General features: G+C 72.8%; 10 protein-coding genes and 1 pseudogene. 9 read left to right on the top strand and 2 right to left on the bottom strand.

Going from position 1 to position 16,223, the window contains the following annotated elements:
- Positions 1–608 precede the first annotated feature (608 nt).
- The 6 genes and pseudogenes from leuS to J1792_RS34715 form a co-directional block, all read left to right on the top strand.
- Complete coding sequence (gene leuS, locus J1792_RS30710) at positions 609–3,491, top strand: leucine--tRNA ligase (protein WP_086570330.1); 2,883 nt, start codon at positions 609–611, stop codon at positions 3,489–3,491.
- A gap of 123 nt (positions 3,492–3,614) precedes the next feature.
- Positions 3,615–4,364 carry a hypothetical protein gene (locus J1792_RS30705; RefSeq protein ID WP_086570332.1) on the top strand — a complete coding sequence of 250 codons (750 nt, stop codon included), beginning with the start codon at positions 3,615–3,617 and terminating at the stop codon, positions 4,362–4,364.
- A gap of 174 nt (positions 4,365–4,538) precedes the next feature.
- Positions 4,539–5,384 (top strand): DegV family protein, encoded by an 846-nt coding sequence (locus J1792_RS30700; protein WP_086570334.1) that lies wholly within the window; start codon positions 4,539–4,541, stop codon positions 5,382–5,384.
- 201 nt (positions 5,385–5,585) lie between these two features.
- Positions 5,586–6,377 carry a ComEA family DNA-binding protein gene (locus J1792_RS30695; protein WP_307843129.1) on the top strand — a complete coding sequence of 264 codons (792 nt, stop codon included), beginning with the start codon at positions 5,586–5,588 and terminating at the stop codon, positions 6,375–6,377.
- On the top strand, positions 6,374–9,106 hold the full coding sequence (locus J1792_RS30690; protein WP_207248641.1) for a ComEC/Rec2 family competence protein: 2,733 nt from the start codon (positions 6,374–6,376) through the stop codon (positions 9,104–9,106). Before J1792_RS30695 ends, J1792_RS30690 begins: the two co-directional genes overlap by 4 nt.
- Positions 8,995–9,669, top strand: a pseudogene (locus J1792_RS34715) (arylamine N-acetyltransferase family protein); the annotation flags it as partial. The gene J1792_RS30690 and the pseudogene J1792_RS34715, both read left to right, overlap by 112 nt.
- Positions 9,670–9,755: 86 nt before the next feature.
- On the opposite strand, the gene J1792_RS30685 reads toward J1792_RS34715, so the two are convergent.
- Positions 9,756–10,031, bottom strand: coding sequence for a hypothetical protein (locus tag J1792_RS30685; RefSeq protein WP_086570339.1), 276 nt, complete (start codon positions 10,029–10,031; stop codon positions 9,756–9,758).
- 86 nt (positions 10,032–10,117) lie between these two features.
- On the opposite strand from J1792_RS30685, the gene holA reads away from it, so the two are divergent.
- Positions 10,118–11,104: a DNA polymerase III subunit delta gene (holA, locus tag J1792_RS30680; protein WP_086570348.1), complete on the top strand. Its 987-nt coding sequence runs from the start codon at positions 10,118–10,120 to the stop codon at positions 11,102–11,104.
- Between the two features lie 284 nt (positions 11,105–11,388).
- Here holA and rpsT read toward each other — a convergent pair whose 3' ends face one another.
- Complete coding sequence (gene rpsT, locus J1792_RS30675) at positions 11,389–11,655, bottom strand: 30S ribosomal protein S20 (protein ID WP_086570341.1); 267 nt, start codon at positions 11,653–11,655, stop codon at positions 11,389–11,391.
- A 209-nt stretch (positions 11,656–11,864) separates the two neighbouring features.
- Here rpsT and lepA point away from each other — a divergent pair, with 209 nt between their 5' ends.
- Positions 11,865–13,733 (top strand): translation elongation factor 4, encoded by a 1,869-nt coding sequence (gene lepA, locus J1792_RS30670; RefSeq protein ID WP_086570343.1) that lies wholly within the window; start codon positions 11,865–11,867, stop codon positions 13,731–13,733.
- Between the two features lie 256 nt (positions 13,734–13,989).
- A complete protein-coding gene (locus tag J1792_RS30665) occupies positions 13,990–15,879 on the top strand; it encodes an AMP-dependent synthetase/ligase (protein WP_086570344.1) in 1,890 nt (629 codons plus the stop codon).
- Positions 15,880–16,223: the final 344 nt, after the last annotated feature.

The raw sequence follows: 16,223 nt of genomic DNA, 5'->3' as shown, positions 1-16,223 counted from the left end.
GCGAGCGAGCCCAGCCCGACGAGACCGCCGGCTCCCCGCACCCCGCCGGCGAACGGCAGCAGGGCGGCGAGGACGGTGGCGTGCGCCTCGGCGGTCTTGACGGTGATGTGCACGAGCAGGAAGCCGAGCGCGCCGACGGCGGTGGCCCGGTGCACGGCCTGGGCGAGCAGCCGGCCGCGCGGCCCGAGCACCGTGCGGCCGGTGGCGACGAGCCCCCAGACGACGGTCGCGGTGAGGGAGACCAGGGTCAGCACGCCCGCCGTCTGGTCGGTGAAGCGTTGGAGGTCCATGCTCCGGCACGCTAGGCAGCTGTTCGAGTGCCGCGGTCCGGTTCGCGCAACCCCGGTGCGCGGCGGTGCCCCGCTGCTAGCGTCTGCAGGGCCCCTGCCTCTGTGCGGTACCTTCCGCCGCTGCGGTAATCTGACCCCATGCGTGCCGTACGCCTCCTGCTTAGCGAGCCGCGCTGATCAGCACCGACCGGTGACGTCCGGTCGGCATCGGCGCGGCTGTCCCCTCCTGTGCGAGGGGCTTTTTCATTTCTGAAGGACTCAGAAATCCGGAATATCGCAGCGCAGGCAGAGACGACGATCGATGGAGCTTAGAGGACGATGAGCGAGACCCCCACCGCCGCCGAGGTGGCCGCACCGCACCGCTACACGGCCGCTCTGGCCGCCGACATCGAGGCGCGCTGGCAGGACGTCTGGGACGCCGAGGGCACGTACGAGGCGCCCAACCCCAGCGGTGAGCTCGAGGGCGACGCCGAGGTCGTCGCCCGGCCCAAGAAGTTCGTCATGGACATGTTCCCGTACCCCTCGGGTGCGGGCCTCCACGTCGGCCACCCGCTGGGCTACATCGCCACCGACGTCTACGCGCGCTACCACCGCATGACGGGCCACAACGTCCTGCACACCCTCGGCTTCGACGCCTTCGGCCTGCCCGCCGAGCAGTACGCCGTGCAGACCGGCACCCACCCCCGGGTGTCCACCGAGGCCAACATCGACAACATGAAGGCGCAGCTGCGCCGTCTGGGCCTGGGCCACGACAAGCGCCGGTCGTTCGCCACGATCGACCCCGAGTACTACAAGTGGACCCAGTGGATCTTCCTGCAGATCTTCAACTCCTGGTACGACCAGGACGCGAAGAAGGCCCGGCCGATCAGTGAGCTGATCGCCCAGTTCGAGAGCGGGCAGCGCGAGGTTCCGGGCACGCGCGCGTGGAGCGAGCTGACCTCCGCCGAGCGCGAGGAGATCCTGGGCGGCCACCGCCTGGCCTACGCCTCCGACTCGCCCGTCAACTGGTGCCCCGGCCTGGGCACCGTGCTGGCCAACGAGGAGGTCACCTCCGACGGCCGGTCCGAGCGCGGCAACTTCCCCGTCTTCAAGTCCAAGCTGCGCCAGTGGAACATGCGCATCACCGCCTACGCGGACCGCCTGCTCGACGACCTGGACGCCCTGGACTGGCCCGAGGCCATCAAGCTGCAGCAGCGCAACTGGATCGGCCGCAGCGAGGGCGCCCGCGTCGACTTCGCCATCGACGGGCACCCCGACGCCAAGGCCACCGTCTTCACCACCCGCCAGGACACCCTCTTCGGCGCGACCTACCTGGTCCTGGCGCCCGAGCACCCGCTGGTCGTCACCGAGGACCACGGCGTCGTCCCCGCCGCCTGGCCCGAGGGCACCCACGAGGACTGGACGGGCGGCCACGCCACCCCCGCCGAGGCCGTCGCCGCCTACCGCAAGGAGGCCGCCGCCAAGTCCGACGTCGAGCGGCAGGCCGACGCCAAGGAGAAGACCGGCGTCTTCACCGGCGCGTACGCCGTCAACCCGGTCAGCGGCGAGAAGCTCCCCGTCTTCGTCGCCGACTACGTCCTGATGGGCTACGGCACCGGCGCCATCATGGCCGTCCCCGCCCACGACAGCCGCGACTTCGCCTTCGCGCGCGCCTTCGACCTGCCGATGCGCTGCGTCGTCCGGCCGTCCGACGAGCGCGGCACCGACCCGGCCGAGTGGGCGGACTCGTTCGACTCGTACGACGCCGAGATCATCAACTCGTCCGGCGAGGGCGTCTCCCTGGACGGCCTGCCGGTCCCCGAGGCCAAGACCCGCATGGCCGAGTGGCTGACCGAGCGCGGCATCGGCGAGGCGACCGTCAACTTCCGCCTGCGCGACTGGCTGTTCAGCCGCCAGCGCTACTGGGGCGAGCCCTTCCCGATCGTCTACGACGAGGACGGCGTCGCCCACGCGCTGCCGGAGTCGATGCTCCCGCTGGAGCTGCCCGAGGTCGAGGACTACTCGCCGCGCACCTTCGAGCCCAACGACGCCGACACCTCCCCCGAGACCCCCCTGTCCCGCAACGAGGACTGGGTCAACGTGGAGCTGGACCTCGGCGACGGCCCCAAGACGTACCGACGCGAGACCAACACCATGCCCAACTGGGCCGGCTCCTGCTGGTACGAGCTGCGCTACCTGGACCCGCACAACGGCGAGCGGCTGGTATCCGCCGACGCCGAGCGGTACTGGATGGGCCCGCGCGAGGGGCAGCCGCACGGCGGCGTCGACCTGTACGTCGGCGGTGCCGAGCACGCCGTGCTGCACCTGCTGTACGCCCGCTTCTGGTCGAAGATCCTCTTCGACCTGGGCCACGTCTCCTCCGCCGAGCCGTTCCACAAGCTCTACAACCAGGGCATGATCCAGGCGTTCGTCTACCGCGACGCCCGCGGCATCGCGGTGCCCGCCGCCGAGGTCGAGGAGCGCGAGGGCGCGTACTACTACCAGGGCGAGAAGGTCAGCCGGCTGCTCGGCAAGATGGGCAAGTCCCTGAAGAACGCCGTCACGCCGGACGAGATCTGCTCCGAGTACGGCGCCGACACGCTGCGCCTGTACGAGATGGCCATGGGCCCGCTGGACGTCTCCCGCCCCTGGGACACCCGCGCGGTCATCGGCCAGTACCGCCTGCTGCAGCGCCTGTGGCGCAACGTGGTCGACGAGAACACCGGCGAGGTCACGGTCGTCGACGCCGAGGCCGACGAGGCGACGCTGCGTGCCCTGCACAAGGCCATCGACGGCATTGGCCAGGACATGGCGAACCTGCGCTTCAACACCGCCATCGCCAAGGTCACCGAGCTGAACAACTTCGTGACCAAGCTGCGCGAGGTGCCGCGCGCGGTCGCCGAGCAGATGGTGCTGCTGGTCGCCCCGCTGGCCCCGCACATCGCCGAGGAGCTGTGGCGCAAGCTCGGCCACACCGACTCGGTCGTCCACCGCGACTTCCCCGTCGCCGACCCCGCGTACCTGGTCGACGAGAGCGTGACCTGCGTCGTCCAGATCAAGGGCAAGGTCAAGGCACGCCTGGAGGTCGCCCCGTCGATCTCCGACGAGGAGCTGGAGAAGGTCGCGCTGGCCGACCCGGCGGTCGTCGCCGCGCTGGGCGGCGCCGGCATCCGCAAGGTCATCGTCCGGGCGCCGAAGCTGGTGAACATCGTCCCCGCGTGACGCGCTAGGGGTTTGTCCCTACGGGCAGGTTGAGGGTTCCACAGGAACCCTCAACCTGCCCGCTTGCGTTTACGGTGGAGAGAGACGGGCGCCGCCCCGCTGACGACCTGTTGAGGAGCGCATATGGAAGCCGCCGCCGCGATCATCGCCGTGATCTGTGCGCTTGTCGTCGCGTTCGCGGTGATCGCCATGGTCAGGGCGGTACGGGCGGTCAAGCGCGGCGTGGACCGCACGGTCACGCAGGCGCGGCGCACGGTCGAGGACACCCGCCTCAAGGCCCGGCAGTACACGGCCCCCGGCGCGGCGGGCGAGGTCGCCCAGCTGCGCCTGTCGCTGCGCACGTCGATGCGCGCCACCCAGGAGGTGCTGCGGTCCGGGATGGCGGACGACTCCTCCCTGTCGGAGTCCATGGCCCTCTTCGAGCGGCTCAGCGCCCACGGCCGCGAGCTGGAGGAGGACCTGCGGAAGCTGGAGACCGAGCCCGACCGCGACCGCGTCGCCGCCCGCCTGCCGGACCTGCGCGAGCGCACGGAGCGCATCACGCACTCGGCCGACTCGCTGCGCTGGGCCGCCCAGGACCGGGCGCGGCAGTTCGCCGACGACGACCTGACGCTGCTGAGCGAGCAGATCCGCATGGAGGCGGGGGCGCTGCGGCACTGGGAGGACGAGGACGAGGCGGCGTCGCCGGAGCCGCAGCCCGGGGCGAAGCCGCAGGCGCGGGCGACGGACCGGGCCGCCACGGGCGCGCCGGGGGCGGGTCAGGGCTCCGGACCGGGCGTCGGTCCGGAGCGCCCGGCGATCAACGGCCGGAATGACCGCTGGCAGGCGGGGTACTCGTGGCAGAAGACGAAGCGGCCGGAGAGCACTGCCTGACGGGCGCGGCGGGTCGGGTGCGTCGTGGGCGCCGCGTGGTGGTCCACGCGTGGTGGTCCATGGGTGGCGGCCCCCCCCGTGTCGTGGTCCACGGGTGGCGGCCCGGCCGGAAACGGATCATGAGATTCCGGCTCGCACTGCCGTCCGCGCTGCACGGGAGGTAACCTCCGGGGCATGTCCCGCCATGTCGCGATCATCACCGATTCCACGGCCTACCTGCCGCAGCAGGAGATGGAGCGGCACGGCATCACGGCCGTGCCGCTGACGGTCGTCCTGGGCGACGAGGCGCTCGAGGAGGGCACCGAGGTCTCGGCCCGGTCGGTCGCCCAGGCCCTCCAGAAACGCAAGCCGGTGACCACCTCCCGCCCCGGCCCCGACGTCTTCGCCGCCGCCTACCGCGCCGCCGCCGCGTCAGGGGCGGAGGGCATCGTCTCGCTCCACCTGTCCGCCGAGCTCTCCGGCACCTACGACGCGGCCGTCCTCGCGGCACGCGAGGCGCCCGTGCCGGTCCGTGTCGTGGACACGGGCATGGTCGCGATGGCCCTCGGCTTCTGCGCCCTGGCCGCCGCCGAGACCGCCCGGGCGGGCGGCACCCTCGACGAGGTGGTCGCCGCCGCCGAGAAGCGCGCGCACGGCACGGCCGCCTACTTCTACGTCGACACCCTCGACTACCTGCGGCGCGGCGGCCGGATCGGCGCCGCGCGGGCCCTGCTGGGCTCGGCGCTCGCCGTCAAGCCGCTGCTCCAGCTGGACAGTGGCCGTATCGAGCCGCGCGAGAAGGTGCGCACGGCCTCGAAGGCGATCGCACGCCTGGAGGAGATCGCCACGGAGCGGGCGGGTGTCGCCCCCGTCGACGTCGCCGTCCACCACCTGGCCGCGCCCGAGCGGGCCGCCCTGCTGGCGGAGCGGCTGCGGGAGCGGGTGCCGGGGCTGGTGGACCTGCACGTCAGCGAGGTGGGCGCGGTCATCGGGGCGCACACGGGGCCCGGTCTGCTGGGCGTGGTGGTCTCGGCGCGGTAGGTCGCGGGGACAGTTTGCCGAGACGGTCTGCCGAGGGGTTTTGCTTGGGTTTGCCGCCTGGTCGGTCCCTCGGCGGGGTGACGGAGTTTTCCACAACCGGCCGGTTATCCACGGAAATCGAGGCGCTCCGGCGGGGGTGGGCGAACGCGGCTACCGTCGCATGCCATGACAGCTCCATCACTCTCCGTTACGAGCCCTGTCGTGACCGACTCCTTCGCGGCGGACCTCGGTTCGCTGCGTGACCGCGCCTCGGCTCCCGCGCCGGCGGCCGGCGCGCCCCGGCTGCCGGGGCGTTGGCGGATGGCGCTGGCGGAGCGGCTGCCGGTGTGGGTGCAGGTGCGGTGCGGCATCGAGCCGCGCACGCTCGCGGCCCTCACGGTCGTGCTGGTGGCGGCGGCGGTCCTCGCCGCGTACCACTTCTGGGCCGGGCGCCCGCAGACGGTGCGGCCGCCCGAGCGCGAGACACCGGCCATGACGGTACCGGCCGCTGACAGGCCTGCCCCTGCCCTGCCCGGCCCCTCGGCGGGTGCGTCGTCCGGCGCCGCCGCGCGGGAGGTGGTCGTCGACGTGGCGGGGAAGGTGCCGCACCCCGGTGTCCGGCGCCTGCCGGCCGGCTCCCGGGTCGCCGACGCACTGGCGGCGGCCGGGGGAGCGCGGCCGGGGGCGGACACGACCGGGCTCAACAGGGCGCGGCTGCTCATGGACGGCGAGCAGATCCTGGTGGGAGCCACCGCTCCCGGGCAGCCGGCCGCACCCCCGGCCCCTCCCGGGGCCCCGGCGGGCGCCGGCGCGGCCGCCGGCGGCCCGCTGAGCCTGAACTCCGCGACGCTCGAACAGCTCGACGGCCTGCCCGGCGTCGGCCCCGTCCTGGCCCAGCACATCCTCGACTACCGCACCCGGCACGGCGGTTTCCGCTCGGTGGCCGACCTGCGCCACGTCGACGGCATCGGCGCCCGCCGCTTCACCGACCTCAAGCCCCTGGTCCAGCCATGACCGGTCCGGCCATGTCCGGGGAAGCGGCGGCGGCGCGCCGGGAGGGTCCGGCGGACCTGCGGCTGGCCGGGCCCGCGCTCGCCGCGTGGGCGGCGGCAGCCGCCGCCCTGACGGCGGACGGAAGGACGGTCACCGTCGGCTGCGCGGCCGCCGTGCTCGCGGCCTGCCTGCTCCTGGCGGCCGTGCGCGGGGGCATGGCGGTGGTGGTCGCGGCCGCGTTGCTGTGCGGGGCGGCCGGTGCGGCCGTCGGGGCGCTGGAGGGTGCCGACACGCGCCGGGGGCCGCTGCCGGAGCTGGCCCGGCGGTACGCCCGGGTGACCCTCGAGGTGACGGTCACCGGCGACCCACCGGCCGTCCGGCCGCACGTGCGCGGGGCGGTCCGCGACCGGCCCGCCGTGGCGGTGGAGGCCGAGGCGACCCGCGTCGTCACCGGGGACGGTCCGGCGGCTCCGGCGGCGACCGCCGTCCGGACACCCGTGCTGCTGATCGCCCGTCAGTCCTGGGCGGGGCTGCTGCCGTCCACCCGTGTGCGGGCCGAGGGGAAGCTGGCCCCGCCGTCCCGGACGGGCGACCGCGTCGCGGCCGTCCTGCGCGTCGGGGACGACCAGGAGCGGCCCCACGTGATCGGCGGACCCACACGCCTGCAGCGCGCGGCGGCCCGGCTGCGGACCGGCCTGCGCGAGGCCACCGACGGCCTTGCGCCGGACGCCCGGGCGCTGCTGCCCGGACTCGTCGTCGGCGACACCTCCCGCGTGCCCCCGGACCTCGAAGCGGCCTTCCGGGCCACGGACCTGACGCACCTTCTCGCCGTGAGCGGGGGCAACTTCACCGTGCTCCTCGCGCTGCTCACCGGGCCCGCGCACCTCGCCTCGCGGGCCGAGCGGCGAGGGCTCGCCGGGCGGCTGGGCGTTCCGCTGCGGCTCACGGCGCTGCTGGGCGGCGGGCTGGCGCTGGGCTTCGTGGTGGTGTGCCGCCCCGAGCCGAGCGTGCTGCGCGCCGCCGCCTGCGGCCTGATCACGCTGCTGGCCATCGGCACGGGCCGGCGCCGGAGCCTGCTGCCCGCGCTGGCGGCGGCCGTCCTGCTGCTGGTGCTCTGGGATCCGTGGCTGGCCCGCAGTTACGGATTCCTGCTGTCCGTTCTGGCCACCGGCGCCCTGCTGACGCTCTCCCCGCGCTGGAGCGCCGCCCTGCGGCGGCGCGGGGTACCGCCCCGGATCGCGGAGGCCCTCGCGGCGGCGGGCGCGGCGCAGGCCGTGTGCGCGCCGGTGATCGTCGTGCTGGCGGCGCGGGTGAGCCTGGTGGCGGTGCCGTGCAATCTCCTCGCCGAGCCCGCGGTCGCGCCCGCCACGGTGCTGGGCTTCGCCGCCCTCGCCCTCGCGCCCGTGGCGATGCCCCTCGCCGAAGGCCTGGCCTGGGCGGCCGGATGGCCCGCGGCCTGGACGGCGGCGGTGGCCCGTGCGGGGGCGGGGCTGCCCGGCGCCGAGCTCGGCTGGCCCACGGGGCCGGCCGGCGGGCTGCTGCTGGCCGCGGTGACGGTGGCCGGGGTGTTCGCCGGGCGCCGTCTGCTCCGCGGCCCTTGGTCCCGCGCCGCCTGCGTCCTGCTTCTGCTGCTGGCGCTCGTCCGCCCGGCCCCGCTGACCCGGGTCGTCACGGGCTGGCCGCCGCCCGACTGGCGGCTGGTGGCGTGCGACGTGGGCCAGGGCGACGCGCTGGCCCTCGCGGCGGGGCCGGGCGCCGCCGTGGTCGTCGACGCCGGCCCCGAGCCGCGGGCCGTGGATCGCTGCCTGCGGGAGCTGGGGGTGGCGAGAGTGCCGCTGCTCCTGCTCACCCACTTCCACGCGGACCACGTCGACGGCCTGCCCGGGGTGCTGCGCGGCAGGGCGGTCGGGGCGATCGAGACGACGCCGTTCGACCGGCCGGCGGGGCAGGCCGCGTTCGTACGCCGAGAGGCCCGGCGGGCGGGGATCCCGGTGACCGAGGCCGTGCCGGGGGAGCGGCGGCGCCTGGGCGAGCTGTCGTGGGAGGTGCTCTGGCCGCCGCCCGCCGGGACGTCGGCCGTCGCGGAGGAGGGGCCCAACGACGCCAGCGTCGCCCTTCTCGTCCGCGCGGCGGGCCTGACGCTGCTCCTGCTGGGCGACCTCGAACCGCCCGCCCAGCGCGAGTTGCGCGAAGCCCGCCCCGACCTGCCGCCCGTGGACGTCCTCAAGGTGGCCCACCACGGCTCCGCCTACCAGGACCCGGAGCTGCTCAGCGGGCCGCGCCCCCGCCTGGCCGTGATCTCGGTGGGCGCCGGCAATCCCTACGGTCACCCGGCGGCCCGCACGCTGGCCGCGCTCAGGGCGCGGGGCGCGGTGGTGCTGCGCACGGACACCGACGGCCCGGTCGCGGTGACGGACGCAGCGGTGGCCGTCACCCGGGGCCGGGGCCGTGGGCGTAGGACCTGGGCCCGATGCCAAGGCCGCCCGCCGTGCGGGATAAATGATCTATGGATTCCACTGGCGTTGACGCCTACCTCCGCCGTATCGACACCACCCGCCCGGCCGCCCCCGATGCCCGGGCCCTGCGGGAGCTGCAGTTCCGCCACCTTGTCGCAGTGCCGTTCGAGAACCTGTCGGTCCACCGGGGGGAGGAGATCACGCTCGAGAGCGCGGCACTGGTCGACAAGATCGTGCGGGACGGACGCGGCGGCTTCTGCTACGAGCTCAACGGCGCGTTCGCGCACCTGCTGACGGCGCTCGGCTACCGGGTGAGCCTGCTGGCGGGGCGGGTGGCGGGGCCCGACGGCTCGTTCGGCATCCCGTACGACCACCTGGCCCTGCGGGTGGAAGCCGAGGGGGAGGCGGAGCCGTTCCTGGTGGACGTCGGCTTCGGCCGCAACAGCCACCACCCGCTGGTCCTGACGGGACGCGGGGAGCAGAGCGACCCGGCGGGCGTGTTCACGATCGCCGAGACGGAGGGAGGAGAACTGGACGTCATCAAGGACGGAGCGGTGCAGTACCGCCTGGAGCAGCGGCCCCGCCTGCTGCGGGACTTCGAGAGCGGATGCTGGTGGCACCGCACCTCGCCGAAGTCCCCGTTCACCCAGTCGCTGGTGTGCTCGCGGCTCACCGAGGACGGCGGCCGGATATCGATCAGCGGCCGAACGCTCCTGACCACCGGGGCGGATGGGCGGACGGAGCGCCGGGAGATGCCGGAGGACGAGGTCGTGGCCGCCTACCGGACGCACTTCGGGTTCGCCCTGGACCGGGCACCCCAGGTGCGCCAGGGATGGGTGGCGGCGCCGGGCCGGTGAGCCGCGTAAGGCCCGGGCCCTGGGGATGACTCAGCGGCTCAGGCTGCGGGTCACCCCGTCGGCCACCCCGTCGGCCACTCCGCGGGTCACTCCACCTCGAGCCAGCCCTCGTACTCCTCGGCCAGCTCGCGCAGGGCGGCGACGTCCAGCTTGCCGTCGGGGTCCTCGAGGACGACCAGCCACTGGGCGTCCTCGGCGTCGTCCTCGCCGGCGAGTGCCTCGCGCACGAGCTGGGGCTCCTGGGGCAGGCCGAAGCGCTGTCCGGCCTCCTCCGCCACCTCTTCGGCGGCGTCGCGGTCGGGGAGCACCAGCAGGTGCCGTACGGAGTCGGAGGTGTCGGGGAAGGAGGAAGCGCTGCTCACCCGCTCATTGTGCGATATGTGCCGGCGGCCGGGAGGAGGGGTCGGCGGGGAAGGGAGTGTCAGCGGGGCGTGGGATGCTGGACGCGATGGCCAGGAAGACTGCAACCGACGACCTGCTCGCCCCCGTCACGCTCGCCGTGGGACAGGAGGACCTCCTCCTCGACCGCGCCGTGCAGGAGGTGGTGGCGGCGGCCCGCGCGGCCGACGCCGACACCGACGTCCGTGACCTCACCTCCGACGCGCTCCAGCCCGGCACGCTCGCCGAGCTGACGAGCCCGTCGCTGTTCGCCGAGCGCAAGGTCGTGATCGTCCGTAACTCCCAGGACCTGTCCGCGGACACGGTCAAGGACGTCAAGGGCTACCTCGGCGCCCCCGCCGAGGAGATCACGCTCGTCCTGCTGCACGCCGGCGGCGCCAAGGGCAAGGGCCTGCTGGACGCGGCCCGCAAGGCGGGCGCCCGGGAGGTCGCCTGCCCGAAGATGACCAAGCCGGCCGACCGCCTGGCGTTCGTCCGGCAGGAGTTCCGGGCCACCGGTCGCTCCGCCACGCCGGAGGCCTGCCAGTCGCTGGTCGACGCGATCGGCAGCGACCTGCGCGAGCTGGCGAGCGCCTGCGCGCAGCTGGTCGCCGACATCGAGGGCACCATCGACGAGTCCGTCGTCGCCCGTTACTACACGGGCCGCGCCGAGGCGTCGAGCTTCACCGTCGCCGACCGTGCGGTGGAGGGCCGGGCGGCCGAGGCCCTGGAGGCCCTGCGCTGGGCCATGTCCACCGGCGTCGCGCCCGTGCTCATCACCAGCGCCCTGGCCCAGGGAGTCCGCTCCATCGGCAAGCTGGCCTCCGCCCCGCGCGGCGCCCGCCCCGGCGATCTGGCCCGTGAGCTCGGCATGCCGCCCTGGAAGATCGACCGGGTGCGGCAGCAGATGCGGGGATGGACCGCGGACGGCGTGGCCGCGGCGCTCACGGCGGTCGCCGAGGCGGACGCGGGCGTCAAGGGCGGCGGGGACGATCCGGAGTACGCCCTGGAGAAGGCCGTGGTCGCGGTGGCCCGAGCGGCTCGTAGCCGCGCCTGACCCGAGGCCGCGCCTGGGGCTGCGCCGGGACCGCGTCGATCTTGGGGGCTGAGTCGGCCTTCGGGTCCTCAGCCCCGCCCCCCTGCCCGTAAAAGCCCGAAGGCCCCGGCCGCCCTTGGGGAAAGGGCGGCCGGGGCCTTCGTAATCGTTCAGACGAGCCCAAGGGCTCACACCGCACCCGCGTGGCGAACGACCAGGCGCGGCGGGGTGCCGGGAACGGAGCGGTAGAGGGGCCGCTTCAGTCCGTTCCGGCGGGGGGCCGGGGCTCACGCCCCGGAAAGGCTTCAGCCCTGGAGGGCGGCAACCTGCTTGGCCAGCGCCGACTTCTTGTTGGCGGCAGCGTTCTTGTGCAGGACACCCTTGCTGGCGGCCTTGTCGAGCTTCTTGCCGGCGAAGGCGACGGCGGCGGTGGCCTTGACGGCGTCACCGGCGACGATGGCCTCGCGGGCCGCACGGACGGCGGTCTTGACCGAGGACTTGACGGCCTTGTTACGCAGGCGCGCCTTCTCGTTGGTCTTGATCCGCTTCATCTGGGACTTGATGTTCGCCACGAAAAGAGCCTTTTCAGGTTCGTTGGATTTCGATGTGTGTGCCGTATGCGTGTGAGAGGCACGACAGGCACAGTGGACCAGGCTACCAGTACGCCCTCCGGCCTCCCAAACCGGACCGTGGCCGCCGGTCATGGGACCATGGGGGAGTCGTATACCCGACTCCCGCCGAGACCAGCGTTCAAACGCCGAAGTCACCGAATGGATCCTGCGTGCCCGCGACCCCTACCAACGTGCCGGAGCCGAGCCGTACCGACCCGGCTCTGATCCGTAACTTCTGCATCATCGCGCACATCGACCATGGCAAGTCGACGCTCGCCGACCGGATGCTCCAGCTGACCGGCGTGGTCGACCAGCGACAGATGCGCGCGCAGTACCTCGACCGGATGGACATCGAGCGCGAGCGCGGCATCACGATCAAGTCCCAGGCGGTCCGTCTGCCCTGGGCGCCCACCGAGGGCGAGGCCGAGGGCACGACCCACATCCTCAACATGATCGACACGCCGGGCCACGTGGACTTCACCTACGAGGTCTCGCGTTCCCTCGCCGCGTGCGAGGGCTGCATCCTCCTCGTGGACGCCGCCCAGGGCATCGAGGCCCAGACCCTCGCCAACCTCTACCTGGCGATGGAGAACGACCTCACGATCATCCCGGTCCTCAACAAGATCGACCTGCCGGCCGCCCAGCCCGAGAAGTTCGCCGCCGAGCTGGCCAACCTCGTCGGCTGCGAGCCCGAGGACGTCCTGCGGGTCTCCGCGAAGACCGGCATGGGCGTCGAGGCGCTGCTGGACAAGGTCATCCGCGAGGTCCCGGCGCCCGTCGGCGTCAAGGACGCCCCGGCCCGCGCGATGATCTTCGACTCCGTCTACGACTCCTACCGCGGCGTGGTCACCTACGTCCGAGTCATCGACGGTGAGCTCAAGAAGCGTGAGCGCATCAAGATGATGTCGACCGGCGCCACCCACGAGCTGCTGGAGATCGGCACCAACTCGCCCGAGATGACCCCGGCCGACGGCCTCGGCGTCGGCGAGGTGGGCTACATCATCACCGGTGTGAAGGACGTCCGTCAGTCCAAGGTCGGTGACACGATCACCTCCCAGCAGAACGGCGCCACCGAGGCCCTGGGCGGCTACAAGGACCCGAAGCCCATGGTCTTCTCGGGCCTGTACCCGCTGGACGGCTCGGACTACCCGGAGCTGCGCGAGGCCCTCGACAAGCTCCAGCTCAACGACGCCGCCCTGGTCTACGAGCCGGAGACCTCGGCCGCCCTCGGCTTCGGCTTCCGCGTCGGCTTCCTCGGCCTCCTCCACCTCGACGTGGTCCGCGAGCGGCTCGAGCGCGAGTTCGGCCTGGACCTCATCGCCACCGCGCCCAACGTGGTCTACAACGTGCGGATGGAGGACGGCGCCGAGTTCGTCGTCACCAACCCGAGCGAGTTCCCCGAGGGCAAGATCGCCGAGGTGCACGAGCCGGTCGTCAAGGCGACCGTCCTCGCGCCCACCGAGTTCGTCGGCGCGATCATGGAGCTCTGCCAGTCCCGCCGCGGCACCATGATGGGCATGGACTACCTCTCCGAGGACCGGGTCGAGCTGCGCTACACCCTTCCCCTCGCGGAGATCGTCTTCGACTTCTTCGACCAGCTGAAGTCCAAGACCCGCGGCTACGCCTCCCTCGACTACGAGCCCACCGGCGAGCAGACCGCCGACCTGGTCAAGGTCGACATCCTGCTGCACGGCGACAAGGTCGACGCCTTCTCCGCGATCACGCACAAGGACAAGGCGTACGCCTACGGCGTGCGGCTGGTCGCCAAGCTGCGCGAGCTCATCCCCCGGCAGAACTTCGAGGTGCCGATCCAGGCCGCCATCGGCTCCCGGGTCATCGCCCGTGAGACGGTCCGCGCCATCCGCAAGGACGTCCTCGCCAAGTGCTACGGCGGTGACATCTCCCGTAAGCGGAAGCTGCTGGAGAAGCAGAAGGAAGGCAAGAAGCGGATGAAGATGGTCGGCAGCGTGGAGGTGCCGCAGGAGGCCTTCATCGCGGTGCTGTCCAGCGACGAGAGCGGCGAGAAGAGCAAGAAGTAGCCCTCGCCCGCGTGAGCCGCGAATGACGAAGCGGTTGACGAGGAAGTGCCCGTCCCCGGGAGGGGGCGGGCACTTTTCGTATCCGGTTTCGTATCCGGCTTCGCGCCTGCTGGAAAGGATGTTTCCGGCGTGGTGGGGCGCAGGGCGCACAACCGTTCACGGGGCACTTACGCAAAAGGCTCTTCGGCTCTAGTCTGATCTCTGCTCAAAGGTTACTCGCGAGTCACCAGCAACGAAGCGGGCCCCGGAGGATGCCGTGACCGACACACAGATTTTGATCGAGAGCCGGCCGCCCTCCGTGGCGAACCTCCTCGTCGAGCGGGTCGAGGCGACACCTGACGCGGAGGCCTACCGCCGCCCCGTGCCGCCCGCCTCCGGTCAGGGCCCGGACGACTGGGCCTCGGTCACCTGGCGCGAGGCCGGCGACCGGATCTTCGCGATCGCCGCCGGTCTGATCGACCTCGGCATACTCCCGCAGGAGCGGGTCGCGCTCGCCTCCGCCACCCGCCTCGAGTGGATCTTCGCGGACCTCGGCATCATGTGTTCCGGCGCCGCCACCACTCCGGTCTACCCCAGCACCAACGCCGACGAGACCGCGTTCATGCTGTCCGACGCCGAGTGCCGCATCCTCATCGCCGAGGACGCCGCCCAGCTCGCCAAGGCCCGCCTGCGCCGCTCCGAGCTGCCCGGCCTCGAGCACGTCGTGGTCGTCGAGGCCGCCGACGCGGTGGCGGCCGAGGGCGACCCGGAGGGCTGGGTGCTCTCCCTCGCCGAGCTCGAGAAGCGCGGCGCCGCCCTCCTCGAGCGCGACCCCGGCGCCGTCCGCGCGCGCATCGACGCGCTGCGCCGGGAAGACCTCGCCACGCTCATCTACACCTCCGGCACCACCGGCCGCCCCAAGGGCGTACGGCTGCGCCACGACGCCTGGTCGTACATGGGCCGTGCCATCGAGGCCACCCAGCTGATGCGCTCCGACGACCTGCAGTACCTGTGGCTGCCGCTCGCGCACGTCTTCGGCAAGGTGCTGACGGCCGGCGGCATCACCGTCGGCCACGTCACCGCCGTGGACGGGCGGGTCGACAAGATCGTGGAGAACCTGCAGGTCGTCCGGCCCACCCTGATGGCGTCCGTGCCCCGCATCTTCGAGAAGGTCTACAACGGCGTCGCCGCCAAGGCCCGGGAGGCCGGCGGGGCCAAGTACAAGATCTTCCGCTGGGCCGCCGAGGTCGCCCGCGAGTACGCCAAGGCCTCGCAGGACAGCTACCGCCGCACCGGCAACAGGACCGTGCCCTTCGCGCTCGCCGCCAAGCACCGCGTGGCCGACGCGCTCGTCTACACCAAGATCCGCGACGCCTTCGGCGGCCGGCTGCGCGCCAGCGTCTCCGGCGCCTCCGCCCTCGCCCCCGACATCGGCTACTTCTTCTCCGGCGCCGGCATCCACATCCTCGAGGGCTACGGCCTCACCGAGACCAGCGCCGCCAACTTCGTCAACCCCGGCGAGGCCTACCGCACCGGTACGGTCGGCAGGCCGCTGCCCGGCACCGAGGTCCGCATCGCCGACGACGGCGAGATCCTGCTGCGCAGCCCCGGCGTCATGGAGGGCTACCACGGCCAGCCCGAGAAGACCGCCGAAGTCCTCGAGTCCGACGGCTGGTTCCACACCGGCGACATCGGCGAGCTGTCCCCGGACGGCTACCTGCGCATCACCGACCGCAAGAAGGACCTGATCAAGACCTCCGGCGGCAAGTACGTGGCGCCCGCCGAGATCGAGGGCCGGTTCAAGGCCGTATGCCCCTACGTCTCCAACGTCCTGGTGCACGGCGCCGACCGCAACTTCTGTTCGGCGCTCATCGCCCTGGACGGCCCGTCGATCCTCGACTGGGCCAAGGAGCACGGCATGGCGGGCCGGTCGTACGCCGAGGTGGTCGCCGCCAAGGAGACCGAGGAGCTCATCGAGGGCTATGTGCGGCAGCTCAACGAGGGGCTGCAGCGCTGGCAGACGATCAAGAAGTTCCGGCTGCTGCCGCGCGACCTGGACATCGAGCACGGCGAGCTCACGCCCAGCCTCAAGCTCAAGCGGCCCGTGGTCGAGCGCGAGTACAAGGACCTGATCGAGGAGATGTACGAGGGCGCGCGCGAGGCGTGAGCGCTTTGCGCGCGTAGCGTCGCGCGTATCTCCGCTCGTATCTTCGCGTGCATCTCCGCCCGTATCTCCCCTCGTATCTCCGCTCCTCTCCACTCGTACGGCTCACTTGCCCAACTCGGCGCACCTGAGCCCAGTTGGTCTGTCACTCTGTCGGTGGTGAATTCCGCACTATGCCGTAAGCGGTCAGGAGCACCACCGTGAGGACATCACCAAGCGGCGGTAAGGATCAGGCGGTTGCCCGTGCGCCCGCCTGCGGAACGAACGCGGCCGCTGGGCCGCACGACAAGGGGCCGCCGCCCGGCACCGGGCCGGGCGCGGCGGGCGAGGGCCCGCCGACGGCCCGT

It is taken from the genome of Streptomyces triculaminicus (assembly GCF_017349075.1).
GTDB lineage: Bacteria > Actinomycetota > Actinomycetes > Streptomycetales > Streptomycetaceae > Streptomyces > Streptomyces triculaminicus.
Note: the sequence above shows the minus strand (reverse complement) of the source record. Positions and strands in the feature narration are given on the sequence as shown.

What these genes read in the sequence shown, in the direction of transcription:
- leuS (WP_086570330.1), top strand. Translation starts at nt 609, where the DNA reads ATGAGCGAGACCCCCACCGCCGCCGAGGTGGCCGCACCGCACCGCTAC.
- J1792_RS30705 (WP_086570332.1), top strand. Translation starts at nt 3,615, where the DNA reads ATGGAAGCCGCCGCCGCGATCATCGCCGTGATCTGTGCGCTTGTCGTC.
- J1792_RS30700 (WP_086570334.1), top strand. Translation starts at nt 4,539, where the DNA reads ATGTCCCGCCATGTCGCGATCATCACCGATTCCACGGCCTACCTGCCG.
- J1792_RS30690 (WP_207248641.1), top strand. Translation starts at nt 6,374, where the DNA reads ATGACCGGTCCGGCCATGTCCGGGGAAGCGGCGGCGGCGCGCCGGGAG.
- holA (WP_086570348.1), top strand. Translation starts at nt 10,118, where the DNA reads ATGGCCAGGAAGACTGCAACCGACGACCTGCTCGCCCCCGTCACGCTC.